We start from the raw sequence: 24,503 nt of genomic DNA, 5'->3' as shown, positions 1-24,503 counted from the left end.
GCGGACCGTCGCCCTCGGCCGCGGTCCCACCCGTGCCCGGCTCCGGCCTAGTTCTGGTGCGCCTCGTAGTGCGCGACCGCCTCGGCGGTGCGCCCGGCTCCGTATACCCGGAGGAACTCTGCCAGCTCGGGGTGGCTCGGTGCGAGGGAGTCCGCCGCGTCGATGATGTCACCGGCGGCGGCGACCGACCGCAGCAGTGACTGGATCTCGCGGACGACCCGCCGCACGGTCGGTGCGCCGGTGCTGTTGGTCGTCTGGCTGGTGGCGGTGAGAACGGAGCCGCCCTGCGACTTCTTGACCTCTTCCATCCGGGCGGTGGCCTCGGCGGCGCTGACGCTGCCGTCGGCGACCTGGCCCGCCAGATCCTGGAGCGCCTGAACGCGCTGGACCACGGCGGGATTTCCGATCTTGGCGCGCTGGCCGCTCATCAGCTGGGAGAGCATCGGGGCCGACAGACCGAGCACCGCGGCGAGCCTGGCCTGATTCAGCCCCAGGTCGTCGATCAGCCGGCGGAAGAGGGCTCCCAGCGGTTCTCCGTACCAGCTGCGCTGAAGTTCCCGGGCTCTTGCTGTCGATTCCTGCTGTGCGGCGTCCATTCGCGTCTCCCCATCGCTTCCCCAGGCGGCAGCTTCGCTGCTGCGAACCTCTGGGGCATCCTACGGAGCGGGGTCGCGCACCGGGAGTCCCAATCCTTTTGCGAGATCACGGGGGACACCCGGTACTCTGTTCCAGGCGGTCACCGGAATGTCGTACGGAGCCGCCGTTCACCCCTCCCGGGGCCTTAGCTCAGTTGGTAGAGCGCTGTCTTTGCATGGCAGATGTCAGGGGTTCGACTCCCCTAGGCTCCACACCTCTTGAGGGCCCTCCGACTGCGGAAACGTGGTCGGAGGGCCTTCTTCCGTATCAGGCCGCGCGGCCCTGCGGGATCGGTCTCCCGCCGAGTACATGCTGGTGGAGGCGTTGTACGCGTGCGGACGGCTCGACGCCGAGTTCGTCGACCAGAGTAGTCCGCAGACGCTGGAAGGCCTCAAGCGCCCGCCAGGTGTGGCCCGCCCGGTGCAGGGCTGTCATCAGGTGGCCGCAGAGATTCTCGTCGAGCGGGCGCTGCGCGGTCAGCATCAGCAGTTCGCTCAGGATCTCGTTGTGCCGGCCGAGCCGCAGATCGATTTCGATACGGAGTTCTCGCGCACGCGTCTGCTGCTCGTTCAGGCCGAGCACCTCCGTCTCCAGCACGCGGCCGGCCGGGACGTCGGCCAGGGCCGCCCCGCGCCACAGGGCGAGAGCCTCGCCCAGCATCCAGGACGCCGCGGCGTCGTCGCCCCGCGCCAGCGCCTCGCCGGCCGTGGCGCTCATGTCCGTGAAGGTGTTCACGTCGCAGGTGACCGCGGGCGCGTTCAGTTGATAGCTGCCGAAATGGGTTGTCAGAATGTCTTTGGGGGAGAGCGGCGAGTCCGCGGGCAAGGCGTCGCCGATGAGTCGTCGAAGTTGCAGTACATACGTCTGCAAGGTGGTCGGGGCGCTCCGTGGAATGCGGTCGCCCCATATCTCGTCCATGAGTGTGGAAACCGGAACCATGCGACCCGCGCGCAGGGCGAGAAGGGCGAGCAACTGTCTTGGTTTGCCTGCCCTCGGCACGATCGACCTGTCATGGATCCGGACACTCAGAGGACCCAGCACTTCGATATCCATACGGCACCTCCGTATGTGAATAGGCAACATCTTGGCCGCACGCATGAACCAAGAGGTGCCCCGGCGGCGCGGGTCGTCGGCACCGGTCGTCCGGTGCGGAGCAGCCCATGCCGCGCCCGGCCCATGCCTGCGGCCGGACAAGCCCATCAGACGAGAATGCGGCATTCCGGAATTACTTTCCGTAACTCCACCACGGTGGTCGGCCGTGGGTGCGCCGCATTTCGCTGACCAATCCCCGTAATCCCCCTTGGCTCACTGGTCAACCCAGCGATGTGGGTCACGGTAATGCGACCCCATGATCCGTCGCAGCCGACTATCAGCCAATTTCTGAAACCCGTGGGGTGCGTGGGCCCGAATCATTCGCCCCGTGGCGCGATTCGGTCGCGATGGTTCCAGTAGGTGGGCGCTCCGCGGTCGGGCCGACGCCGTAGAGGATCACGTACCACCCGTGCCACGAGCCCGATCGGAGTGATCACCAGCAGATAGACGGCGGCGAGCAGCACGGAGGCGGCGAGGTGCCGTATCCCGCTCATGGGCAATGTCCTCTCGTTGTCCTCAGTCCCTCGGTCTCAGTCCCTCAGTCCAGCGGTATCAGGTCGCGCCAGTCGTCCTTCTCCGACCAGGCGGGCTGGGCGGTCTTCTCCAGCAGGAAGTCACCGAGCGCCAGCGTGTCGATGTCCGTACGCATGAAGCACCGGTAGGCGTCCTCGGGGGTCGCCACGATCGGCTCGCCGCGCACGTTGAAGGACGTGTTGACCAGGACCGGGCAGCCGGTCAGTTCGTTGAAGTCGCCCAGTAACCGGTGCAGTCGCGGGTCGTGGTCGGCCGTGACCGTCTGGACGCGCGCGGAGTGGTCCACATGCGTCACCGCCGGGACCGTCGACCGGCGCGCCCGAAGGCGGTCGAGCCCTGTCGCGTCGGCCGCGACATCGGCCTCGATCCGCTGCCGCTCGGCGACCGCCGCCACGACGAGCATGTACGGGCTCGGCTGTCGCAGGTCGAAGTACTCCTCGGTGTGCTCGGCCATCACGATCGGGGCGAAGGGCCGGAAGGACTCCCGGAACTTGATCTTCTGGTTCATGACCGACTGCATCGTCGGATTCCGCGCGTCCCCGAGGATCGAACGGGAGCCGAGGGCCCGCGGCCCGAACTCCATCCGCCCCTGGAACCACCCCACCACCTTCCCCTCAGCCAGCTCCCCCGCGACCCTGCGCGAGAGCTCCTCCGTACGGAGGCGGGTGTAGGGGAGCGAGCGGGCGTCCAGGAAGGCCTTGATCTCGTCGCTGTCGAAACCCGGCCCGAGGCGCGAACCACGCATGGCGTCACGGGACTCGCGCGTATGCGTACGCTCCGTGCCGGGTCCGTCCCGCCTGGCCAGCAGCGCGGCGCCGAGCGCGCCGCCCGCGTCCCCCGCGGCCGGCTGCACCCAGACCTCCTCGAAGAGGCCGCTCTCCACGATCTTCCCGTTGGCCACGCAGTTCAGCGCCACACCCCCGGCCATGCACAGGTGGCTCTCGCCGGTGAGCCGCTGTGCCGTACGGGCCAGCTTGAGCATCACTTCCTCGGTGACCTGCTGCACCGACGCGGCGAGGTCGAACTCCCGCTCCGTGAGCGGTCCTTCGGGCTCCCGGCGCGGCCCCCCGAAGAGCTGCTCGAAGCGGCGCCCGGTCATCACCTGGCCGTGCAGGAACTCGAAGAACCGGGTGTCGAGCCGGAACGAGCCGTCGTCCTTCAGGTCGATCAGGTGCTCACGGATCAGTGGCGCGTAGACGGGCTTGCCGTATGGCGCGAGGCCCATCAGCTTGTACTCGCCGGAGTCGACCTTGAAGCCGCAGAAGTAGGTGAAGGAGGAGTAGAGCAGCCCCAGGGAGTGCGGGAAGGACAGCTCGGCCACCGGCGCGACGCGGTCACCGGTGCCGTGCCAGATGGAGGTGGTGGTCCACTCACCCACGCCGTCCACACAGAGCACGGCCGCCGATTCGTAGGGACTCGGCAGGAAGGCGGACGCCGCGTGCGACTCGTGGTGCTCAAAGCATTCGATGTCGGGTACGGGGCCGAGCCCCAGCTCCGCCAGCCGGTCGCGGACCTCGGAGGCCGTACGCAGCTTCCACCCCAGCCAGGCGGGCGCGACCTCGCGGAAGGAGCTCCAGGTACGGGGCGCGGTCCCCAGATATGTCGCGAGCACCCGGCGGAATTTACGTGTGGGCTGCTCGTAGTAGGCGATCCGGTCGAGGTCGCCGAGCTTCGCGCCGCCTTCGTCGAGGCAGTAGCGGACGGCCAGTTCGGGGAAGGACGGATCGTGCCGGCGCCTGCTGAACCGCTCCTCCTGCGCAGCCGCGATGATGCCGTTCTTGCCGACCAGGGCGGCGGCGCTGTCGTGGTAGTAGGCGGAGAGGCCGAGAACGGTGGTGGCCGGGGTACGCATGGCCATGGGTCAGCTCCTCAGATCGAGGCGGTCCGGGTGTGCCGGCCGGTGCGGGCGGTCCTGGTGTGCCTCGGGGGCCCGATGCGCCGGGTGGTTCGGGCGCCGGGCGCGATTCGCGCGCCGGGTGTGGAACGCGGCGTACAGCTCCGCCGCCCGGCCGCTCGGCGGATTGAGCGAGCGGTGGCCCACCTTGATCCGCTCCCAGATGTCGTGGGTCCTGCCGGGCCCGAGGACTCCGGGCAGATCGGCCAGATAGCTGTCGATCGCGTCCGCGGCCCAGGCGGAGTGCCCGGTGGCGACGTTGTCGATGGTGTTGTGCAGATCCACGAATTGGGTGCTGAAACCGTGGTGCTTCAGCCCCACCCGCGCACTGCGGTAGCTGCCACCGACACCGGACAGTTCCATGGCGAGGTTGAGCCCGAGGATCTCCGGCATGAAGGTCTCGGGGAAGCGCGAGATGCTCAGCCAGTAGACCGGCATCGAGAACGCCTCGTCACGGAAGTCCGGCCAGGCGCTGAACTCCGGCGACGCGGTGGCGGGCAGATCGATGCCCATCTCGCTCAGCAGCGCGCGGTAGATGCGTGGATGGTTGAGGTCGGACTCGCCGTTGCCTAGTTCGTCCCAGTACGTCCGGAAGAGCAGATGGCCGGAGCGGGACGAGGCGTGCTGATAGTCGGTGAAGCCCTGGAGCCAGCCTCCGTCGATCATGATCAGCGGGGCGAGCTGGAGGGTGGAGTCGATCAGCTCTTCGCGTGAGGGCAGCTCGACGTCGCCTTCTTGGAAGGTCTCGGCGTGCCGGTCGTGCGCGCGGGTGAGCCATTGACGCAGTCCGTGCTCCGCGTCCCAGTGCACGGGCAGTCGCTCGGGCGCGCGGTGCGGTGCGTAACGGGAACGGGCCAACCAGCGGGTCGCGTAGGAGTACGCGAATTCGCGCAGGGCCGGGGAATCGGCACGGCTGAGGAGGCTTCGGTAAGCGCCGCGGGCCGTGGGGCGGGAGCGTGCGGCGGAGGTACGGCGGCGTCCGGGACGCACCGGAGAAGTGGTGGACCCGGCTTCCGGATCCGCGCGACCGGCATCCTCACCGGCGTCCCGTGCGGGGTCGAGGCCGGTGTCAAGGTCCGCGTCCTGGGCATGCCAGGCGCGCTGCGCCTCGCGCAGTGCCTCGTGGTGGGCGGGCGGAAGACCGTCCTCCGGATGCGGCTCCGCGCCTTCCGGCGGCAGATGCGCGATCCACCGGCGGAGCACCGCGATGTCTTCCTCCGTGAAGATCCGGAACATCGGCCCGTCGGGCGCTACGAGCCCACCCAGCAGAGGACTTGAGTCCGGTTTCCCCGGGCGTACGAGCCTGCTCCGGGCCAGCGCGGTGAGGAAAGGCCCGGGCCCGGCGTCCACGTCGGCGAACCAGTCGGAGAGCGGACGGCCGTCGAGTTCGTAGTCGGAGTGGTAGACGGCCGCCTGACGGGCCCGGCGGCAGATCAGCCGCCAGACGCCGTGGTCCGGGTGGCGGGCCAGCGACGTCTCGTCGAGCAGCCGGGCGCTCCAGGAGCGCACTTCGCGCGCGGCCCAGTGGAAGCCGAGCCGCAGCCGGCGCTCCGCCTCCTGGCCGCCCGCCGGGCCCGCCAGGGCGGACCGTTCCTCGATGTACGCGCGGGCGGCGGCCAGCGACAACTCCCGTGCGGTGGGCGCGGCGCCCGGCCGGGCCCCGCCCATGTCCAGGCTCTCCAGGTCGTCGCCCTCGGCACCGCCCGACCCGAGCACGGCCGCGACCGCGGGCGGCGTCCCCACCGCCCGCAGACAGAGGTCCGCCCCGAGGATCTCCGGCAGGAACTCGCCGGGCAGCCTGCTCATCGCGAGCAGCAGCGCGATCAGCCGGAAGCCGGCGGTCTCGACGTACTCACTGCTCGCCAGCCGTACCCCCGGCTGCTCCTCGGCGATCCGGTGCCGACGGAGCAGGGCACGGTACGCGCTGCCGCGATCCGAGAGCGGCAGCCCGGCGCCGACATCGGAGGCGTAGAGGGTGAGCACCCTGAGGACCGGTTCGGTCTCGGAGTTGCCCGGACTGGGGATCCACTGGAGCCAGGCACCGGCGGAGAGGGCCAGCGGCGCGCAGTCGCGCAGCACGCCGCGTACGGCCTCCGGCCCTTCGAGCACCAAGGCGAACCGGTCCGCCTCCTCGCCGCTCCACCGCCGGACCGTCTCCATCAGATCCGGAAGAGCGGCGTCGTCCCCATGCCCGCTCGCGCCCGTCTGCTCGCCCGCGCCGGCCGCGTCGCCCGCCGCGCCGTTCGTATCAGGTGCCGACAGAGCGGCCCGTACGAGTTCCACGTCCCGGGCGGACAGTGGCAGCGGGCCCTCGGGGGCCAGCGCTCGCAGATACAGGGCGCGGTACATGGCGTTCGCGTTCCTTCCGCTCAGAACATCGGGTAGATGGTGTTGTCCTTGCGAGGCTTCTTCTTGCGTCGCCGGAAGAGCGCCAGGAGTTTCTTGAGCACGGCTGATCACCTCATTCCCGTGGTCTCTGTCACGCCGGCCCGTTGAGACCCAGTTCGGCGTTCATGATGTCCACCGCCACGCGGTTTCCGTCGTCGTTGAGGTGCGGCTGGTCGGTGAACAGCCAGGAGTCCCTGCTCGGCGCCACCTTGAAGGCGGCGTTGAGGTCGAGAAAGTCGATTCCGCGCGTCTTGCACGCGTCCGCCAGCGCCTGCGAGTAGACGGCGTGCACCGAGGGTTCGAGGATCTGCCGGAAGAGATCCCACACCCCGCCGCGTTCCGTGTAGTTCTCCTCGATGAGGAGCTTCTCCTCGGCGGTGAGGGACTTTCCGCACCAGGACGCGGTGGGCTGGAGCACGTACCGCACGCGCGCCCCGGTCGGCACGGCCAGGTACTGGAGGGTGTCGAGATCGCGGAGCGCGTTGCGGAGCGCGACCTCGATCCGCGCGTCCGGGTCGGCCAGCACCGGCTTGTCGGTGTCCTTCGCCTTGTCCGCCCCGCCGCCGAGCCCGATACGCCGGGCGGCCCGCGCGAGCTTCCCGGGCTGTTGGCCGGGCTTCTCGAACTGGTCGGTCATGATGCCCAGCTGACGGAAGAACGGCCCGGAGAAGAAGAACTGCCCGTACCCCTCGTCCGCGCCGGGGAGCCCGGAGACCACCAGATTGTTGAGCCCGGAGAAGACGACGATGTCCCGGACCCGGGGCAGGCTGTGCCGGTGCATCAGGAAGACGATCAGTTCCTGGGTGGAGTTGAACGCCGGGGCCGCGAGATTGAGCCATGGCACCGTGCCCTCGCCCTGCGAGAGCAGTGAGGGGATGGTGTGGGCGTCGGCGGTCGCACCGAATCCGAAGGCGGTGGAGGCGCCGAGGATCAGGCTCACCTCCCCTTCGGGGAGGGGTTCGCCGAGCGATACAGGGCCCTTGTCGGTCTCCGTTATCCGGAAGCCGGCGGAGTCGGTGTTGATCGCGGGAGACCGGTAGTCGGTCCGGTTGTAGAACATGACGTACGGCATCCAGCGGATGTCCGCGCCCGCGAAATCCTCGTAATGCTTCATCTGCGGAGTCAGCTTCGCCTGCTGTTCCACGGGAGTCCCCCTTGAGCCGGTGGCGGGCGCCCGTGCGGAATCACGGCCCCCGGGGCTGCCGTGCCCTCGGTCCCGACTCTCCCTTCCGCACCTCGACTCCGGCTCAGGCGCCGCTGGACGCCCGCTGGATCATGGCTCGACTCCGGCTCGACCGCCGCTTGAGGGCGGCTTGAGGGCGGCTTGAGGACGTCGCTCACCCGGATGGTCCGACGTGCCCTCAGGAATCCGTCGTCGGGCCGTAGAGGTTGATCAGTTGGGCGAGGTGACGGCCGGCTGTCAGCAGGGGGCGATCACTTCTGGAGACCTGGGAGGCCAGTTCGGCGCCTTCGAGGGTGCTGATCACGGTATGGGCCAGATCGCGGGCGTCGTCCTCCGCGATTTCGGCGCGGCGAAGTCGCGCATACACCAGGTCGCGCCAGTTCGCGAACGCGGCAGCCGCGGCCTCCTGGATGTCGGGGGCGCGCCCCGCCGTGCCGAGGGCGGTGGAGGTGACCGGGCAGCCCTCGACCCAGTCGGACTCGCGCAGCCCCTCCGCCAGGCGGTAGGCGCAGTCGATCACCGCCTGGGCCGGGTCGGCCGCGCCGTCGAGGGTGAGGCGTAGCTCGTCGGCGAACTCGCGCTCGCCGTGCCCAATCGCGGCGACGGCCAGCTGCTGCTTGCCCCCGGGGAAGAAGTGGTAGACCGACCCGAGTGTGGCCCCGGCCTCGGTCGAGATCTGTTTGATCCCCGTGCCGTCGTAGCCCTGGCGCTGCATCAGCAGCGAGGCCGCCCGGACGATCCTCTCGCGCGTGCCGACCGGGCGTTCGCTTTCCTTCGTGGGGTCCTGCTCCGCCGTCCTCACAGCGGCAAGTCTACTGAATAGAACGCTCGCTCTAGCGGCGTGCTACGTTCTCCACTGGATAGAGCGTTCGTTCTAGTGGGAGTGGGGCACGTGATGACTACGCATGCGAGTACGGGCACGGGTGCGCCCGCGGTGACGGTGATCGGGCTCGGACCCATGGGGCGGGCGATGGCGGGCGCGTACCTCGACAAGGGGTACGAGGTGACCCTCTGGAACCGCGGCGCGGGCAAGGCCGAGGAGTTGGTGGCCAGGGGCGCGACCCTGGCCCCCTCGGTCGGTCAGGCCCTCGCAGCCGGCGGGCCGGTCGTGCTCAGCCTGACCGACTACGACGCGATGTACGCGATCCTCGAACCGGCCGCGGCGAGCCTGCCGGGACGGGTGGTCGTGAATCTGACCTCGGACACCCCCGAGCGGGCACGGGCCGCCGCGCTCTGGTTCGAGGGGCATGGCGCACGGCAGCTGACCGGCGGGGTGAACACGCCGCCCTCCGGTATCGGCACGCGGGAGGTCTTCACATACTACAGCGGCCCGCGCGACCTCTTCGAGGAACTGGCGCCGACCCTGGAGGTGCTGACCACCACCGACTACCGGGGCGAGGACCAGGGGCTGGCCGCGCTGTACTACCAGATCGGGATGGACCTGTTCTGGACCTCGATGCTCGGCTGGGTGCACGCCCTGGCTATCGCCGACGCCAACGGCATCCCGGCCGCCGAGATCCTGCCGTACGCGTCGGAGAGCACGCGCGGGATGTCCCGGTTCTTCGAGTTCTACACGCCCCGGATCGACATCGGCGAGTTTCCCGGCGATGTCGACAGACTCGCCATGGGGGTGGCCAGCATCGAGCACGTCGTGCACACCACCGAGGCGGCCGGGGTCGACACCGCCCTGCCCGCGGCGGTCCTGGAACTGTTCAGGCGAGGCGTCGCGGAGGGCCACGCGGACGACAGCTTCACCAGCCTGTTCAAGGTGATGAGGGGGCGCCCGAAGGCCGCCTGACCGGGCATGAGAAACGATTGACGGCGCCCGTTGCACCGTACGGGTGGTGTTCATCAGAAGAACTGCGCAGTGGCGGCGTTGGTCCCTCGATTCCCAAGATGCGTACACATCATGAGGAAGGTATGTAGATCGCTCAACCCGAGCGCAACCTGAAAGCGAGGGGCCATGGCCGCCTTCAAGGTCAAGAATCTGTGGACAGCCTTCCTGACCGCGTTCTTCGCGGTACTCACCACCCTGGGGCTGACCGCCCCCGCTGCGGCGGCGGACGCCGCCGTACAGCAGCCCGCCGAGCAGCCCGCGAAGGGTGGTCAGCCGCCGGTCGCCGCCGAGGAGCGGGGCGGTGGCGTGACGCGGGGCGAAGGCGTCGCGCGGGTCGGAGGTGTGACGGCACCCGCGGTGCAACGGGCACTGCCGCAGAGCGCGCGGCCGGCGGACACGTCCCGGCCGCCGACCATCGAGCAGCGTATCCGCGCGGAAGCGCACGGTTCGTCACCTTCGGTCCGCCGGATGCCCGTCGACACCCGTACGGACGCCGATGTCGCGCGTGACAACAAGTCGGCCGCCGACGCGGCGCTTTCGGCGGCGGCGTGAGGAACCGGGATTCCCTCAGGACTCCTGGCATCCGCGGCGCACTCGGCGCCCGCGTGACCCGCGTGACCCGCTTCACCAGAGCCACCCGCAGCACCTGCGTCATGACCGTCAGCAGCGCCATCCGCGCCGCCCGCATCAGCAGCGTCATCAGCGGTATCCGTGTCACCTGTGACACACACGAGACCGGTGCCACACGCGGTGCTCACACCACGCGCGACACCAGAACCACCGCCTTACCGATCACCACCCCGCGGATCACCGGCCGCCCGTCACTCACTTGCGGTCGTCGCGATCCTTCGCCCCTTTGTTCTTGGCCTGCTTCGCCTGTACCTCCGGGTCCAGCGCACCCTGGCTGCCGTCGACGGACGACAGCGACGAGTTGTGCGCGGAGACCTCGGTAGCGGCGGGCGGCTCCACCAACCAGTCGGGATTCGCCTGCTTGTCCCACCACTTCCACGCGGCGACAGCGCCACCGGTCAGCACACCGAGGACCACCAGGCCCTTGGCGAGCCGTCCGCACCTGGCCCGCCGCTCATGCTTCCTCACAAGCTTCTGGACCTCCTTCACCGTGATCTGACCGCGCAGCGCGGCGATGGCGGCAGCGGAACGTGCCGCCGCCTCCCCGGCCACCGGCTGTGCGACGGAGACCGCGTGCTCGACGCGCGGCACCGTGTAGCCGGCTGCCTGACGCGCCGCCTTGCGCGTCCGCGCGGCGGCACGCTGTGCGGCCATGTCGAGGTTCGGCGGCACACGCGGCGCCACATACACGCCGTACTGAACACGAGCCTGCTTCGCGGCTTTCGACACCTTGGGTGCGAGCCGGACGCGGGCCTCTTCGGCGTACAACGCGGCCTGTTCCTTGGCCGTGTCGGCGTAGGGCGCCACCGCTTCCGCGGCGTGCAGCACGCTCTCCCTCGCCGAATCGGTAGCGGCGCGCACGCTGTCCATGCGGGTCACAGGATCCTCCTCCTCGGTGGCGGTCAGGGGCTTGGGGTTTCCCCCGTTATTTGGACAAAGTTCCGCCTGTCCATCCAGCTCGAAATCATGCCTGCCGCCCGCCGGACCGGCATGCGGTGCGGGCATCCGGGTGGGGGCGGGCGGCGCGACCACCGTCCGTGCGAGGATCGACAGGGTCAGAGCAGACTCACGGAAGGCAGATCGTGGCCGAGCAGCTTTACGCCACCCTGAAGACCAACCACGGCGATATCGAGATCCGGCTCCTGCCGAACCACGCGCCGAAGACGGTCAAGAACTTTGTGGAGCTCGCCAAGGGCGAGCGTGAATGGACCAACCCGGCGACCGGTAAGAAGTCCAGTGACCAGCTGTACGACGGCACCGTCTTCCACCGGGTCATCAGCGGTTTCATGATCCAGGGCGGGGACCCCCTGGGCAACGGCACCGGCGGACCGGGCTACGAGTTCGAGGACGAGTTCCACCCGGACCTCTCCTTCGACAGGCCCTACCTCCTGGCCATGGCGAACGCGGGACCGGGCACCAACGGCTCGCAGTTCTTCGTCACCCTCGCCCCCACCGCGTGGCTGACCCGCAAGCACACCATCTTCGGTGAGGTCACCGACGAGGCGAGCAAGAAGGTCGTGGACTCCATCGGAGCCACCAAGACCAACCCGCGCACCGACCGCCCGGTGGAAGAAGTCCGGATCGAGTCGGTTCTCGTCGAGTCCCGCTGAGACCCGTCCCAGGTCTCGGATTCCCGTTCGGGGAACCTCCCGCCCTGCCCGTCCGTAGTGGTTACATACCGGACGGGGAGGGCGGTGTGCTGTGCGCCCTTCCGCCGCAACGAGTACCGAGGGGACAGATGGACCAGCAGCCCGGGGGCCAGGAGCGGCCCGCCGCCGACGCGACACCCCACTGTTACCGGCACCCGGACCGTGAGACGGGCATCCGCTGTACCCGCTGCGAGCGCCCCATCTGCACGGACTGCATGATCAGCGCCTCCGTCGGATTCCAGTGTCCGAACTGCGTACGGGAGGGGAACGGATCGGGCATGTCCCCGACCTCCACCCGCCCGCGCACGATCACCGGCGGCACCATCTCGGCCGACCCCCGGCTGATCACGAAGATCCTGCTGGGGCTGAACCTCGCGGTCTTCGTCGCCGTCCTCGCCGCCGAACAGCGCGTCGTCGGTGAGCTGGATCTCATCGGGCACGCCTTCAACCCGGAGATCGGCGAGATCGTCGGTGTCGCGGACGGGCAGTGGTACCGGCTGTTCACGGCGATGTTCCTGCACCAGGCCGTGTGGCACATCGCGTTCAACATGCTGGGGCTGTGGTGGCTCGGCGGCCCGCTGGAGGCCGCGCTCGGACGCGTGCGCTTCGTCGCGCTGTATCTGATCTCCGGTCTGGCCGGCAGCGCCCTGACCTATCTGATCGCCGCGCCGAACCAGCCGTCGCTCGGTGCCTCGGGTGCCATCTTCGGTCTCCTCGGCGCCACGGCCGTTCTGATGCGCCGGATGAACTACGACATGAGGCCGGTCCTCGCGCTGCTCGCGCTGAACCTGCTCTTCACGTTCACCTGGTCCGGGATCGCCTGGGAGGCGCACCTCGGCGGTCTGGTCGCGGGCACGGCGATCGCGGTGGGCTTCGTGCACGCGCCGCGTGAGCACAGGGCGCTGGTCCAGTGGGGCACCTGCGCGGTGGTGCTGCTCGCGACCGTGGCGGTCATCGTGATCAGAACGACTCAGCTCACCTGAGCCCCTGGGGAGCCCGGGATCCCGCGGCCCCGAGGGCCGTCGGAGACCCTGAAGCACACAGTTGTCCACAGCGTGTGTCGGATCTTGTGCATTCTGTGGGGAACATCAGTGCCCCTTGTCGCTGATCTGGGTTTTCCCAGCAGGGACAAGGGGCGAGACGCTTCATCACATCGGCCGAAGCGGGTGAGCCGGTCACACCGGCGTCAACCTGCCGTGGAGTTATCCACAGATCGTCAGACCTTTTCCCCCGGCTGTGGACAGCACTGTGGATAAGTCTCTGGGCAGAGCTTGACGCCGGCGGCCGTCGCTACTTCCACTGCGTGGAGACACCGAAGCCGGCGGCGATGAAACCGAAGCCGACCACGATGTTCCAGTTGCCGAAGGCGTCGATCGGCAGCGATCCCTCGGTCACATAGAAGACGACGATCCAGGCCAGCCCGATGAGGAACAGGGCGAGCATGACCGGCGCCACCCAGCTCCGGTTGGACAGGTTTATCGTGGTCGACTGCTTCGCCGCGGGGGGCGGAGTGAAATCGGCCTTCTTGCGGATACGTGACTTCGGCACGAGGGACTCTCCTGTCGATGCGCTGCGTGACCGCGCAGGTAACTGAAACGGTGTGCCGGGGTGAGGAGCAGGGGGAACACTGGCTCCCCCGGGCGTCCGTTAGCGTAGTGCTTCCGTGGCGCCTAAGGAGATAAGGGTACGTTGAGCAATTCTGCCGACTCCCCCGAAGGGCCGGTCCGCCGAAGGGTCTGGCGGCCGGTCCGGCTGCTCACGGCGGGTGTCTTCGCCCTCGCGGGCCTCATCTTCGTCACGAGCTTCAACACGGCGAAGGGCACCAACCTCCGTACGGACGACTCCCTGCTCAAGCTCTCGGACCTGATCCAGGAGCGCAGCGACAAGAACGGCGAGCTGGAGGAGTCGACCGGGGCCGTACGGAAGGACGTCGACAGGCTCGCCAACCGCGACGACGGCTCCACGAAGGCGGAGGACGCCGAACTGCGTGAACTGGAGGACGCGGCGGGGACCAAGAAGGTCTCGGGCCGGGCCCTCACCGTCACCCTGGACGACGCCCCGCCGGACGCCACGGCCAATCCGGGCTACCCCGAACCGCAGCCCAACGACCTCGTCATCCACCAGCAGGATCTCCAGGCCGTCGTCAACGCCCTCTGGCAGGGCGGCGCGCGCGGGATCCAGGTCATGGACCAGCGGCTGATCTCCACCAGCGCGGTGCGCTGCGTCGGCAACACCCTGATCCTCCAGGGCCGGGTCTACTCACCCCCGTACAAGATCACGGCCGTGGGGGACCAGGGCAGGCTGCGGAAGGCGCTGGACGATTCGCCCGCGATCCAGAACTACCAGCTGTACGTACAGGCGTACGGGCTCGGCTGGAAGGTCGACGAGCACGGCGGGACGACGCTCCCCGGCTACACGGGCGCGGTGGATCTCCACTACGCGGAGCCCGTGAAGTAGCCGGGCGGAGCGGTTCGGTCCGCCCGGCCCTCCTCCAGAAGAAAGAGGCCCACGGCACACCTGGCCCATGCGCCGCCCACGTGACCCCCCGGCCCCTTAGTCTGGTTCGCGCACGCCGTTGCGGCGGCGCGGGGCGGGGAACGGGTACGGAACGGAAGGGACAGCATGTACGGCTGGATCTGGCGGCATCTGCCGGGCAACGTGTGGGTGCGTGCGGTCGTCGCGCTCGTGCTGGCGCTGGCGGTCGTCTTTGTGCTGTTCCAGTACGTCTTCCCCTGGGCGGAGCCGATCCTCCCGTTCGGGGACGCGACGGTGACCGGCGCGGGAGGCAGGACATGAGCGGCGCCCGCGTCCTGGTCGTGGACAACTACGACAGCTTCGTCTTCAACATCGTCCAGTACCTGTACCAGCTCGGCGCGGAGTGCGAAGTGCTGCGCAACGACGAGGTGTCCACGGCGCACGCCCAGGACGGCTTCGACGGGGTGATGCTCTCCCCCGGTCCCGGCGCGCCCGAACAGGCCGGTGTCTGCGTCGACATGGTGCGCCACTGCGCGGCCACCGGTGTTCCCGTCTTCGGGGTCTGCCTCGGCATGCAGTCGATGGCGGTGGCGTACGGCGGCGTGGTCGGCCGCGCCCCCGAACTGCTGCACGGCAAGACCTCGCTGGTCACGCACGAGGGCAAGGGCGTGTTCGCCGGGCTGCCCTCGCCCTTCACGGCCACCCGCTACCACTCGCTCGCGGCCGAGCCCGCAGACCTGCCGGACGAGCTGGAGGTCACCGCGCGTACGGCCGACGGCATCATCATGGGCGTGCGCCACCGTGAACTGCCCGTCGAGGGCGTGCAGTTCCACCCCGAGTCCGTACTGACCGAGCACGGCCATCTGATGCTGGCCAACTGGCTCGCGCAGTGCGGTGATCCGGGCGCCGTAGGCCGGTCGGCGGGCCTGGCGCCGGTGGTGGGCAAGGCGGTCGCGTGACCGCACTCCGCCCCGAGCACGACGCGGGATACGGCGCCTCGTACGGGCAGCGTGAACCGTACGAGGAAGCCGCCGCGTTCGAGGCGGCGGTGGACGGACTCGCGGATCCGCTGAACGATCCGCTTCCCGGGCAGGCTCCCGTGCCGCCGCCCGCCGCGCCGCCCGCCGGTCCCTGGGCGGCGGGGGACGGGATATCGGGGCAGCCGCCGGCGGAGCGGGAGTGGTCGGGGTACGGGCCGTATCCGTACGCGACGGAGGCGCCCGCCGGGTACGGGCAGGACTGGGCGTCGCAGGTCGCGCCGGAACCGGTGGCGGTGCCCATTCCCCCACAGGTGCCGGCGCCCGCTCCCGTACCGGAGCCGGGACCGATGCCCCCTTCCGTACCGGAGCCCGATCCCGGTGCGCCGTACGTTCCTGTCCAGGGCGACCCGGCCACCGGCCTCCGTACGGAGGCGGCCGAGGTCGCCGGGGAAGCCACGGCGCTCCTGCCCACCGTCTCCGAATCCGGCCAGGACCCGCCGGTGCGGTCCGAATCCGCCACCGGGGGCCGCGCCGAGCGGCGTAAGGCGGCCAAGGGCGGCCGTGGAGGCGGCCACAGGCGCCCGGGGGGCGCCGGGAGCCCCGCGGGGCTCCCGGGGGCCTCAGCGTCCGGCAGGCCGCTCTCCCGCGTCGAGGCGCGGCGTGCCGCCCGCGCTCTCAAGGACAGCCCGGGGGTGATTCTCAGCCGCGCGGTCGGCGAGATCTTCATCAGCCTCGGTGTCCTGATGCTGCTGTTCGTGACGTACCAGCTGTGGTGGACGAACATCCAGGCCGATCTGTACGCGGGCAAGCAGACGGACAAGATCCAGGACGGCTGGGCGAAGGGCCGTCAGCCCGGGGTCTTCGAGCCCGGCCAGGGTTTCGCGATCATGCACATCCCCAAGCTGGACGTGGTCGTGCCGATCGCCGAGGGCATCGACAAGGCGAAGGTCCTGGACCGGGGCATGGTCGGCCACTACTCGGAGGGCAGGCTCAAGACGGCCATGCCCTCCGACAAGCAGGGGAACTTCGCGGTCGCGGGACACCGCAACACCCATGGTGAGCCGTTCCGTTACATCAACCGCCTGGAGCCCGGCGACAAGATCATCGTGGAGACGCAGGACGCGTACTACACGTACGACATGGCGAGCATCCTCCCGCAGACCGCGCCGTCGAACGTGGGCGTCATCGGCCCGGTGCCGCCCGGCTCCGGGTTCGCGGAGCCGGGGCGATACATCACGTTGACGACCTGCACGCCGGAATTCACCAGTACGTATCGAATGATCGTGTGGGGCAAGATGGTTGAGGAACGGCCACGCGGTAAGGGAAAGCCTGACGCTCTCGTCGGCTGAACCCGGCCGGCCGGATCGCGACGGAGACAGGGACCAGGGGACGGGTGCTGTGGCAGCGGCGAGAGAGCACGACGGCGGGGACGCGAGCACACCCGAAGAGGCCGGGAAAATCGATACATCCGCGACAACTGGGGTGGCCGATCCGGAGCTTGGGCCTTCTGAGCCGGAGCCGGCGGCATCGGAGCCCGCGGCGTCGGAGCCCGCGGCCGGGCCTTCGGAGCCCGAGCCCGTTCCGCCCGCGCCCCGGGTGCGTCCCCGGAGCCGTACCGCCTCCGTCGTCAGCGTCTTCGGTGAACTCCTCATCACCGCGGGCCTGGTGCTCGGTCTCTTCGTCGTCTACTCGCTGTGGTGGACGAACGTGCTCGCCGACCGCGAGGCCACGAAACAGGGCAACGAGGTACGCGATCACTGGGCCGAAGGGCGCGGCGGCCCCGGTGCCCTCGACGTCAAGAACGGGATCGGCTTCCTGCACGTGCCCGCGATGAAGAACGGCGAGGTCCTCGTAAAGAAGGGCACCGACCTCAAGTCCCTCAACAACGGCGTCGCCGGCTACTACACCGACCCGGTCAAGTCCGCGCTGCCCTCAGCCAAGGAGGGGAACTTCTCGCTGGCCGCGCACCGCGACGGGCACGGCGCGAAGTTCCACAACATCCACAAGCTCAAGACCGGTGACGTGATCGTCTTCGAGACGAAGGACACCTGGTACGTCTACAAGGTCTTCAAGGACCTCCCGCAGACCTCCAAGTACAACGTGGACGTGCTGGGGCCGGTCCCCAAGGAGTCGGGCAAGAAGAAGCCCGGCCGCTATCTGACGCTCACGACGTGCACGCCCATCTACACGTCCGACTACCGCTACATCGTCTGGGCCGAGCTGGAGCGCACGGAGAAGGTCGACGCGGACCGCACGAAGCCGGACGAACTGCGCTGAACCACCGCTGAACCACCGCTGAGCCACCGCAGCGGGCACCGGGTCACCGGGAACACGAAGAAGCCCCGGCATCCTCAAGAGGATGCCGGGGCTTCTTCACCTCCTTAGGAGGGGACGGCCTCAGCCGCCGAATCCACCTTGACCGCCGATGAATCCTCCGCCTCCGTTGTCGCCGCCTCCGTTGTTGCCGCCCGTCGGTGCCACGAACAGCGTCACCGTGCTGCCCTTGTCGACCGGCTGGTTGCCGCCCGGGTTGGTCGCGACCACCCGTGCGTTGGGGTCGTCCGGCGAGTTCGGCGCCAGTGCGACGGCCAGGCCGAGAGCCTCCAGCTGGGCCTTCGCCTCGGCGACAGTCTTGCCCGCGAGGTCGCCGGGGATCTGCACCTTCTCCGGCTGCTGCGGCCCCTTCGAGACCTGGAGCGTGACCTGACTGCCCTTGGGCGCCTTGGTGTTGCCCTCCGGGCTCTGGCCGACGACCGTGTTCGCGGGCTTCTCGGAGTCCACGTCGGTACGCGCGACCGTGAAGCCGAGCGTTTCGAGCTGGCTCTTCGCCGCGTCGAACGCCTGGTCCGTGACCGGTGGCACCTGGACCTGCGCCTGCTTGGCGACGGAGAGCGTGACCGTCGCGCCCTTCTCCGCCTCCGAGCCGCCGGACGGCTTCTGGCTGACGACGGTGCCGGGGTCCTGGTCGCTCTCGACCTGCTTGGTCTCGACCTTGAAGTCGGCTTCCTGAAGGGTCTTGGTGGCGTCCTCGACGGTCTCGTCGGCGACGTCGGGCACCTGGACCTTCGGCGCGCCCTCGGAGACGACGACCTGGATGGTGTCGCCCTGCTCCATCTTCTGGCCGGACGCCGGCTGCTGGGAGCAGATTGCGCCCTTGGGCTGGTCGCACCGGTCCGTCCCGGACTGGGCGACTTCGACCGACGCGTTGCTCGCCAGCCCCTTCGCCTCCTCCAGCGTCTCCCCCACGAGCTGCGGCACGGTGACCTGCTGGGAGCCGCTGTTGTCGCCGCCGAAGACCGCCTTGCCGATCAGGATGGCGCCCGCGAGCACCAGGACGCCGGCGAGGATCAGCAGGATCGTCGAGGTGTTGGACTTCTTCTGCCGGCGCCGGTCGGGACGGTCGTCGTAGTTGCCGTAACCGCCGTCGTCGGGGTTGACCGGCGGCATCATCGACGTCTGGCCGCCGCCGGGCGGGGCGGTGCGCAGGGCCGTGGTGGGCTGGTCGTCGGAGCCGCCGTAGCCGCCCGCGTAACTGACCGAGCCCATCGCCGCCGTCGCCGCGACGGGCTGGCCGTCGAGGCAGGCCTCGATGTCGGCGCGCATCTCGTCGGCGGACTGGTACCGGTAGTCCGGGTCCTTGACGAGGGCCTTCAGCACGATCGCGTCCATCTCGGGCGTGATCTCGGGGTCGAAGTTGCTCGGCGGCTGCGGCTCCTCCCGTACGTGCTGGTACGCCACGGCGACCGGTGAGTCACCGATGAAGGGCGGGCGCACGGTCAGCAGCTCGTAGAGCAGACAGCCGGTGGAGTACAGGTCGGAGCGCGCGTCGACCTGCTCGCCCTTGGCCTGCTCGGGGGAGAGGTACTGCGCGGTGCCGATGACCGCGGAGGTCTGGGTCATCGTCATGCCGGAGTCGCCCATGGCGCGGGCGATGCCGAAGTCCATGACCTTGACCTGGCCGGTGCGCGTCAGCATGACGTTGGCCGGCTTGATGTCGCGGTGGACGATCTGGGCCCGGTGCGAGTACTCCAGCGCCTGGAGGATCCCTACGGTCATCTCCAGCGTGCGCTCGGGCAGAAGTCTGCGTCCGGAGTGCAGCAGCTCGCGCAGAGTGGACCCGTCGACGTACTCCATCACGATGTACGGGATGGACACCCCGTCGACGTAGTCCTCACCCGTGTCGTAGACAGCGACGATCGCGGGGTGGTTGAGCGAGGCGGCCGACTGGGCCTCTCGGCGGAACCGGGCTTGGAAGGACGGGTCGCGGGCGAGGTCGGCCCGCAGCGTCTTCACAGCGACGGTGCGGCCGAGCCGGGTGTCGTGCGCGAGGTACACCTCGGCCATGCCACCACGGCCGAGCACCGAGCCCAGCTCGTACCGGCCGCCGAGGCGACGCGGCTCTTCCATACTGTTCCAGCCCTCTCCGTCTGTCCCGACCGCACCGGTGTGCGGTCCGGCGGTGTGCTGTTCGCGCATACGCTACCGGGCACGCCGCATCCGGTCCGACCGTCCCTGGTAGCTGATACAGGACTGGTACTTGAATGGCCACATATCGGTCGTTAACGCACCTGGCCTCGGCGGTGAGGTAAGTCACCGGTGGGACATTGCCGTCCGAATTCCGATTCCGCCGGCATTCCGCCGTCACCTCCAGCCGAGTTCGGTGTAGAGGGAAACTTCTCCGGTTTCCGCCGGCGGTTCCCCGCCGGGTCCGACAATGGCCCGGACAGCTTCGACAACTGTCCGGGCCATTACGGAATGTCCTGACTACTTCTTGCTGTCGATCACGGCCTTCATGACGTCCTTGGCGATCGGGGCGGCGAGACCGCCACCGGAGATGTCGTCGCGGACCGCGTCGCTGTCCTCGACCACGACGGCGACCGCCACCGGCGACCCGTTCTCGCCCTTGGCGTAGGAGATGAACCAGGCGTACGGGTTCTTGCTGTTGTTCTCGCCGTGCTGCGCGGTGCCGGTCTTTCCGCCGACCGTGACGTCGGGGATCTTGGCGTTCGTACCGGTGCCCTCGTTGACCACCGTCTCCATCATCTCCTGGAGCATCTGCGCGTGCTCCTGGCTGACGGGCTGGCCCATCTCCTCGGGCTCGGTCTTCTTGATGACGTCCAGGTTCGGGGCTTCGAGCTGGTCGATCATGTACGGCTTCATCAGCTTGCCGTCGTTGGCGATGGCGGAGACGACCATGGCCATCTGGAGCGGGGTGGTACGGGTGTCGAACTGCCCGATGGAGGAGAGCGCGGTCTGCGAATCGTTCAATTCCTCGGGGAAGATCGAGGCGTTGGCGCGGACCGGAACGAACTGTTCTTCGTTGAAGCCGAATTTCTTCGCGGTCTCCAGCATGTTCTCCTTGCCGACGTTGAAGCCGAGCTTGCCGAAGACGGTGTTGCAGGAGACCCGCAGCGCTTCCCTGAGCGTCGCGTTCTTGCAGGGGATGTTGCCCTCGTTCTCCAGAGGCGTCGTCGTCCCCGGCATGATCCATGGGAGCGGGGACTCGGTCTTCGCGTCGATGTCGTCGACGACACCGTGCTCCAGGGCGGCGGCGGCCGTGAGGACCTTGAAGGTGGAGCCGGGCGGATACGTCTCGCGCAGCGCGCGGTTCAGCAGCGGCTTGTCGGGATCGTCCTTGAGCTTCTCCCACGCCGGGGTGTCCGAGTCGAGGGAGTTGCCGGCGAACGTCGAGGGGTCGTACGAGGGGGTGGACGCCAGCGCGAGGATCTTGCCGGTGCCCGGTTCGATGGCGGCGACAGCGCCCTTCTTCTTACCGAGACCTTCGAAAGCGGCCTTCTGGGCGGCGCCGTTGAGGGTCGTGACGACGTTGCCGCCCTTCTCCTCGTCGCCGGTGAACATCGCCATCGTGCGGTCGAAGAAGAGCTGGTCGTCGTTGCCGGTGAGGATGCCGTCCTCGATGCTCTCGATCTGCGTGGCACCGAACGCCTGCGAGGCGTATCCGGTGACCGGCGCCCACATCGGGCCGTCGAGATAGGTCCGCTTGTACTTGAAGTCGGTGTCCTTCGTCTTGGCGGAGCCGGTTATCGGCTTGCCGTCCACGACGATGTTGCCGCGCTCCTTCGCGTACCGCTCGATGAGTACGCGGCGGTTCTTCTCATGGGTGTTGAGTTCGTCGGCCTCGATGTACTGGAGCCAGTTGGTACGCACCAGCAGCGCCAGCACGAGCAGTCCGCAGAAGATCGCGATGCGGCGCAGGGGCTTGTTCACGGTCGGACCACCTGGGTCATCTCGGCGTCGGGTGAGGGTGCGGGAGCCGGGGCGGGGCGGCGCGCGGTGTCGCTGATCCGGATGAGGATGCCGATCAGCGCCCAGTTGGCGATCACCGACGAACCACCGGCCGCGACGAACGGCATCGTCATACCGGTCAGCGGGATGAGGCCCATGACGCCGCCTGCGACGACGAAGACCTGGATGGCGAAGGCGCCGGAGAGGCCGATCGCCAGGAGCTTGCCGAAGGGGTCGCGGGCGGCGAGCGCGGTGCGTACGCCACGTTCCACGATCAGGCCGTAGATCAGCAGGAACGCCATCATGCCGGCCAGGCCGAACTCCTCGCCGACGGTGGAGAGGATGAAGTCGGAGTTGGCCGCGAAGCCGATCAGGTCGGAGTTGCCCTGGCCGAGCCCGGTGCCGAGCGTGCCGCCGGCGCCGAAGGACATCAGCGCCTGGCCGATCTGGTCGCTCTGCTCCCAGGTGGACTCGGCGAAGGGGTTGAGCCAGAACTCGACGCGCTGCTGGACGTGCGGCTCGAACGTGGCGACACCGACAGCGCCCGCGGCCGACATCACCAGACCGAAGACGATCCAGCTGGTCCGCTCCGTGGCGACGTACAGCATGATCACGAAGAGACCGAAGAAGAGCAGCGAGGTACCGAGGTCGGTTTCGAAGACCAGGATCAGGATCGACATGGCCCAGACCGCGAGGATCGGGCCGAGGTCACGGCCGCGCGGCAGGTAGAGGCCCATCACCCGGCGGCTGGCGAGCGCGAGGGCGTCGCGCTTCACCATGAGATAGCCGGAGAAGAAGATCGCGATGATGATCTTCGCGAACTCGCCGGGCTGGACGTTGAAGGGGCCGATGCTGACCCAGATCTTCGCGCCGTTCACCGCCGGGAAGAAGACCGGCAGGATCAGCAGGACCAGCGCCACCGCCATCGAGATGTAGGTGTAGCGCTGAAGGATGCGGTGGTCTTTGAGGAGCAGCAGCACGGCGACGAAGAGCGCGATGCCGATCGCCGAGTACAGCAGCTGCTTGGGGGCGTCCGGGGTGAACGAACCGAAGATGCGGTTGGCGCGGTCGATCAGCCGCGGCGACTGGTCCAGCCTCCAGATGAGGACGAGCCCGAGGCCGTTGAGCAGCGTCGCGAGCGGCAGCAGCAGCGGATCGGCGTACGGGGCGAACTTACGCACCACGAGATGGCCGATACCGGCCAGCAGCCCGATGCCCAGGCCGTACCCGATCATTCCGCTGGGCACTTCGTCGTTGACCGCCAGGCCCACGTTCAGGTAGGCGAAGACGGGGATGACGACGGCGAAGGCGAGCATCGCGAGCTCGGTGTTGCGGCGGCTCGGTGCTTCGATCGCGCCGATGGTGGTCGTGTTGGTGACAACGCTCATGGTGGTGAAGGCCCCTTACGGCCGGCTACTGCTTACCGCAGTTCGAGGCCAGCTTCTGCTCCTCCTCCGAGAGGCTCGGGCCCGGAGTGGGAGTCGCTGTGTTCGGCTTGGTGTCGGTGCTGGTGCCGGCCTTCGGCTTCGTACCGGTCGTGCCGCCGGCCTCGCCCTCGCCGGTGATCGCGTTCGCCGCGCGCTCGGACTCACGGCGCTGTTCGTCCTTCTTGCACGCGGCGGCCTGCTTGGAGAGATCCTCGATCTTGGTGCGCGCGGAGGCCTTGCTGCCCTCGGCGATCGTGTCCTCGACCTGCTTGCGCTGGTACGGCGGCAGGTACTTGAGTTCGACCTTGGTGAAGTTCTCTTCGACCTTCGACAGGTTGACCCACGCCAGGTCCTGGCTGATGCCCCGGTAGAGCGCGACGTGCTCGTCGTTGGCACCCACGTAGTACTGGGTCTGGGTCCAGCGGTAGCCGCCGTACAGACCGCCGCCGACGACCACGAGCGCGAGCGCGGTGAAGAACGAGCGCTTGAACCACTTGCGGCCCGCGGAACGCGGCTTGGCGAAGTCGTCGTCGTTGTACGCGCCGAAGCCGGCGTCCGGCGGCATGCCGCCGTAACCGGCTCCGTCTCCGCTGCCCGGCGGGCCGAAGCCCCCCGGCGGCTGGTGCTGCTGCGGTACGGGACGGCCCAGGCCGGCGGCGCGGCCGGCGGGCGTCTGCATCGACGGGTCGCTCTCGGCGGCGTGCAGCTGCTGGTTCTCGGCGACGGCGCCGACGACGACCGGGGTGTCGTTGAGCTGCCCGGCGAGGGTGTCGTTGGACTCGACGTCCAGGACGTCGGCGACGATGCAGGTGATGTTGTCGGGACCGCCGCCGCGCAGAGCGAGCTGGATGAGGTCCTGGATGGTCTCCTGCGGGCCCTGGTAGCTCGCCAGGGTCTCTTCCATGGTCTGGTGCGAGACAACGCCGGAGAGGCCGTCGGAGCAGATCAAGTAGCGGTCGCCCGCGCGGACTTCACGGATCGAGAGATCCGGCTCGACATGGTCGCCGCTGCCCAGCGCGCGCATCAGCAGGGAGCGCTGCGGGTGGGTGGTGGCCTCTTCCTCCGTGATACGCCCCTCGTCGACGAGGCGCTGCACCCAGGTGTGGTCCTGGGTGATCTGCGTGAGGACGCCGTCGCGCAGGAGGTACGCGCGGGAGTCACCGACGTGTACGAGGCCGAGGCGCTGGCCCGTCCACAGGAGGGCGGTGAGCGTCGTGCCCATGCCCTCCAGCTGGGGGTCCTCCTCGACCATCACACGCAGCTGGTCGTTGGCGCGCTGGACCGCGGTACCGAGCGAGGTGAGGATGTCCGATCCCGGCACGTCGTCGTCGAGCTGCACGAGCGTGGAGATCACCTCGGACGAGGCGACCTCGCCGGCGGCCTGGCCGCCCATGCCGTCGGCGATGGCCAGGAGCCGGGGACCGGCGTAGCCGGAGTCCTCGTTCCCCTCCCGGATCATGCCTTTGTGCGACCCGGCGGCGAAGCGCAGAGAAAGACTCATGCGCGCCTCTCCTGTCGGTTCGCCAGCCGAA

At 68.9% G+C, this 24,503-nt stretch carries 22 protein-coding genes and 1 tRNA gene; 10 read left to right on the top strand and 13 right to left on the bottom strand.

The annotated features are described in order from the left end of the window. Positions 1-47: 47 nt before the first annotated feature. Positions 48-596, bottom strand: a complete 549-nt coding sequence (locus OIE74_RS18800; RefSeq protein WP_189106179.1) for a helix-turn-helix domain-containing protein — start codon at positions 594-596, stop codon at positions 48-50. 179 nt (positions 597-775) lie between these two features. On the opposite strand from OIE74_RS18800, the gene OIE74_RS18795 reads away from it, so the two are divergent. Then, positions 776-848 (top strand) — tRNA-Ala (locus OIE74_RS18795). Positions 849-903: 55 nt separating this feature from the next. Here the strand turns inward: OIE74_RS18795 and OIE74_RS18790 are convergent. The 6 genes from OIE74_RS18790 to OIE74_RS18765 form a co-directional block, all read right to left on the bottom strand. Then, positions 904-1,689, bottom strand: a complete 786-nt coding sequence (locus OIE74_RS18790; protein ID WP_329384962.1) for an AfsR/SARP family transcriptional regulator — start codon at positions 1,687-1,689, stop codon at positions 904-906. A 356-nt stretch (positions 1,690-2,045) separates the two neighbouring features. Beyond that, positions 2,046-2,222 carry a hypothetical protein gene (locus OIE74_RS18785; RefSeq protein ID WP_329384960.1) on the bottom strand — a complete coding sequence of 59 codons (177 nt, stop codon included), beginning with the start codon at positions 2,220-2,222 and terminating at the stop codon, positions 2,046-2,048. A 44-nt stretch (positions 2,223-2,266) separates the two neighbouring features. After that, entirely contained in the window at positions 2,267-4,120 is a 1,854-nt protein-coding gene (locus tag OIE74_RS18780) for a carbamoyltransferase family protein (RefSeq protein ID WP_329384958.1), read from the bottom strand. Between the two features lie 3 nt (positions 4,121-4,123). After that, on the bottom strand, positions 4,124-6,505 hold the full coding sequence (locus OIE74_RS18775; protein WP_329384956.1) for an iron-containing redox enzyme family protein: 2,382 nt from the start codon (positions 6,503-6,505) through the stop codon (positions 4,124-4,126). A 130-nt stretch (positions 6,506-6,635) separates the two neighbouring features. Continuing rightward, positions 6,636-7,688 (bottom strand): IopA, encoded by a 1,053-nt coding sequence (locus OIE74_RS18770; RefSeq protein WP_329384954.1) that lies wholly within the window; start codon positions 7,686-7,688, stop codon positions 6,636-6,638. A gap of 217 nt (positions 7,689-7,905) precedes the next feature. After that, complete coding sequence (locus OIE74_RS18765; protein ID WP_329384952.1) at positions 7,906-8,529, bottom strand: TetR/AcrR family transcriptional regulator; 624 nt, start codon at positions 8,527-8,529, stop codon at positions 7,906-7,908. 93 nt (positions 8,530-8,622) lie between these two features. On the opposite strand from OIE74_RS18765, the gene OIE74_RS18760 reads away from it, so the two are divergent. Further along, on the top strand, positions 8,623-9,525 hold the full coding sequence (locus OIE74_RS18760; protein ID WP_329384950.1) for an NAD(P)-dependent oxidoreductase: 903 nt from the start codon (positions 8,623-8,625) through the stop codon (positions 9,523-9,525). Positions 9,526-9,690: 165 nt separating this feature from the next. After that, positions 9,691-10,116 carry a DUF6344 domain-containing protein gene (locus tag OIE74_RS18755; RefSeq protein ID WP_329384948.1) on the top strand — a complete coding sequence of 142 codons (426 nt, stop codon included), beginning with the start codon at positions 9,691-9,693 and terminating at the stop codon, positions 10,114-10,116. Between the two features lie 273 nt (positions 10,117-10,389). On the opposite strand, the gene OIE74_RS18750 is transcribed toward OIE74_RS18755, so the two are convergent. Further along, a complete protein-coding gene (locus tag OIE74_RS18750; RefSeq protein ID WP_329384946.1) occupies positions 10,390-11,073 on the bottom strand; it encodes a DUF5324 family protein in 684 nt (227 codons plus the stop codon). A 203-nt stretch (positions 11,074-11,276) separates the two neighbouring features. Between OIE74_RS18750 and OIE74_RS18745 the strand changes: the two genes are divergently transcribed. Together OIE74_RS18745 and OIE74_RS18740 are read left to right on the top strand one after the other, a co-directional pair. After that, positions 11,277-11,804: a peptidylprolyl isomerase gene (locus OIE74_RS18745; protein WP_329384944.1), complete on the top strand. Its 528-nt coding sequence runs from the start codon at positions 11,277-11,279 to the stop codon at positions 11,802-11,804. Positions 11,805-11,932: 128 nt separating this feature from the next. Beyond that, positions 11,933-12,826 carry a rhomboid family intramembrane serine protease gene (locus OIE74_RS18740; RefSeq protein WP_329384943.1) on the top strand — a complete coding sequence of 298 codons (894 nt, stop codon included), beginning with the start codon at positions 11,933-11,935 and terminating at the stop codon, positions 12,824-12,826. A 307-nt stretch (positions 12,827-13,133) separates the two neighbouring features. Here the strand turns inward: OIE74_RS18740 and crgA are convergent, their stop codons facing one another. Continuing rightward, positions 13,134-13,391 (bottom strand): cell division protein CrgA, encoded by a 258-nt coding sequence (crgA, locus tag OIE74_RS18735; protein WP_329384941.1) that lies wholly within the window; start codon positions 13,389-13,391, stop codon positions 13,134-13,136. 141 nt (positions 13,392-13,532) lie between these two features. On the opposite strand from crgA, the gene OIE74_RS18730 reads away from it, so the two are divergent. The 5 genes from OIE74_RS18730 to OIE74_RS18710 all read left to right on the top strand — a co-directional run bounded on the left by OIE74_RS18730 (position 13,533) and on the right by OIE74_RS18710 (position 17,575). Beyond that, entirely contained in the window at positions 13,533-14,300 is a 768-nt protein-coding gene (locus OIE74_RS18730) for a DUF881 domain-containing protein (RefSeq protein ID WP_329384939.1), read from the top strand. A gap of 165 nt (positions 14,301-14,465) precedes the next feature. After that, complete coding sequence (locus tag OIE74_RS18725) at positions 14,466-14,639, top strand: hypothetical protein (protein ID WP_329384937.1); 174 nt, start codon at positions 14,466-14,468, stop codon at positions 14,637-14,639. Further along, positions 14,636-15,277, top strand: coding sequence for an aminodeoxychorismate/anthranilate synthase component II (locus OIE74_RS18720; RefSeq protein WP_329384935.1), 642 nt, complete (start codon positions 14,636-14,638; stop codon positions 15,275-15,277). The genes OIE74_RS18725 and OIE74_RS18720 overlap by 4 nt, the downstream gene beginning before the upstream one ends. After that, on the top strand, positions 15,274-16,647 hold the full coding sequence (locus OIE74_RS18715) for a class E sortase (protein WP_329384933.1): 1,374 nt from the start codon (positions 15,274-15,276) through the stop codon (positions 16,645-16,647). The genes OIE74_RS18720 and OIE74_RS18715 overlap by 4 nt, the downstream gene beginning before the upstream one ends. A 247-nt stretch (positions 16,648-16,894) precedes the next feature. Next, a complete protein-coding gene (locus OIE74_RS18710) occupies positions 16,895-17,575 on the top strand; it encodes a class E sortase (protein WP_329384932.1) in 681 nt (226 codons plus the stop codon). A 120-nt stretch (positions 17,576-17,695) separates the two neighbouring features. On the opposite strand, the gene pknB is transcribed toward OIE74_RS18710, so the two are convergent. The 4 genes from pknB to OIE74_RS18690 form a co-directional block, all read right to left on the bottom strand. After that, positions 17,696-19,705 carry a Stk1 family PASTA domain-containing Ser/Thr kinase gene (pknB, locus tag OIE74_RS18705; protein WP_329384930.1) on the bottom strand — a complete coding sequence of 670 codons (2,010 nt, stop codon included), beginning with the start codon at positions 19,703-19,705 and terminating at the stop codon, positions 17,696-17,698. Between the two features lie 357 nt (positions 19,706-20,062). Beyond that, on the bottom strand, positions 20,063-21,526 hold the full coding sequence (locus tag OIE74_RS18700) for a peptidoglycan D,D-transpeptidase FtsI family protein (protein WP_329384928.1): 1,464 nt from the start codon (positions 21,524-21,526) through the stop codon (positions 20,063-20,065). Beyond that, on the bottom strand, positions 21,523-22,932 hold the full coding sequence (locus OIE74_RS18695; RefSeq protein ID WP_329384926.1) for an FtsW/RodA/SpoVE family cell cycle protein: 1,410 nt from the start codon (positions 22,930-22,932) through the stop codon (positions 21,523-21,525). The genes OIE74_RS18700 and OIE74_RS18695 overlap by 4 nt, the downstream gene beginning before the upstream one ends. Before the next feature lie 25 nt (positions 22,933-22,957). Next, positions 22,958-24,472 (bottom strand): Stp1/IreP family PP2C-type Ser/Thr phosphatase, encoded by a 1,515-nt coding sequence (locus OIE74_RS18690; protein ID WP_329384924.1) that lies wholly within the window; start codon positions 24,470-24,472, stop codon positions 22,958-22,960. Positions 24,473-24,503: the final 31 nt, after the last annotated feature.

It is taken from the genome of Streptomyces sp. NBC_01716, assembly GCF_036248275.1.
In the GTDB taxonomy this organism is placed as follows: Bacteria; Actinomycetota; Actinomycetes; order Streptomycetales; family Streptomycetaceae; genus Streptomyces.
Note: the sequence above shows the minus strand (reverse complement) of the source record. Positions and strands in the feature narration are given on the sequence as shown.

What these genes read in the sequence shown, in the direction of transcription:
- OIE74_RS18800 (WP_189106179.1), bottom strand. Translation starts at nt 596, where the DNA reads ATGGACGCCGCACAGCAGGAATCGACAGCAAGAGCCCGGGAACTTCAG.
- OIE74_RS18790 (WP_329384962.1), bottom strand. Translation starts at nt 1,689, where the DNA reads ATGGATATCGAAGTGCTGGGTCCTCTGAGTGTCCGGATCCATGACAGG.
- OIE74_RS18785 (WP_329384960.1), bottom strand. Translation starts at nt 2,222, where the DNA reads ATGAGCGGGATACGGCACCTCGCCGCCTCCGTGCTGCTCGCCGCCGTC.
- OIE74_RS18780 (WP_329384958.1), bottom strand. Translation starts at nt 4,120, where the DNA reads ATGGCCATGCGTACCCCGGCCACCACCGTTCTCGGCCTCTCCGCCTAC.
- OIE74_RS18775 (WP_329384956.1), bottom strand. Translation starts at nt 6,505, where the DNA reads ATGTACCGCGCCCTGTATCTGCGAGCGCTGGCCCCCGAGGGCCCGCTG.
- OIE74_RS18760 (WP_329384950.1), top strand. Translation starts at nt 8,623, where the DNA reads ATGACTACGCATGCGAGTACGGGCACGGGTGCGCCCGCGGTGACGGTG.
- OIE74_RS18755 (WP_329384948.1), top strand. Translation starts at nt 9,691, where the DNA reads ATGGCCGCCTTCAAGGTCAAGAATCTGTGGACAGCCTTCCTGACCGCG.
- OIE74_RS18740 (WP_329384943.1), top strand. Translation starts at nt 11,933, where the DNA reads ATGGACCAGCAGCCCGGGGGCCAGGAGCGGCCCGCCGCCGACGCGACA.
- OIE74_RS18725 (WP_329384937.1), top strand. Translation starts at nt 14,466, where the DNA reads ATGTACGGCTGGATCTGGCGGCATCTGCCGGGCAACGTGTGGGTGCGT.
- OIE74_RS18720 (WP_329384935.1), top strand. Translation starts at nt 14,636, where the DNA reads ATGAGCGGCGCCCGCGTCCTGGTCGTGGACAACTACGACAGCTTCGTC.
- pknB (WP_329384930.1), bottom strand. Translation starts at nt 19,705, where the DNA reads ATGGAAGAGCCGCGTCGCCTCGGCGGCCGGTACGAGCTGGGCTCGGTG.
- OIE74_RS18695 (WP_329384926.1), bottom strand. Translation starts at nt 22,932, where the DNA reads ATGAGCGTTGTCACCAACACGACCACCATCGGCGCGATCGAAGCACCG.
- OIE74_RS18690 (WP_329384924.1), bottom strand. Translation starts at nt 24,472, where the DNA reads ATGAGTCTTTCTCTGCGCTTCGCCGCCGGGTCGCACAAAGGCATGATC.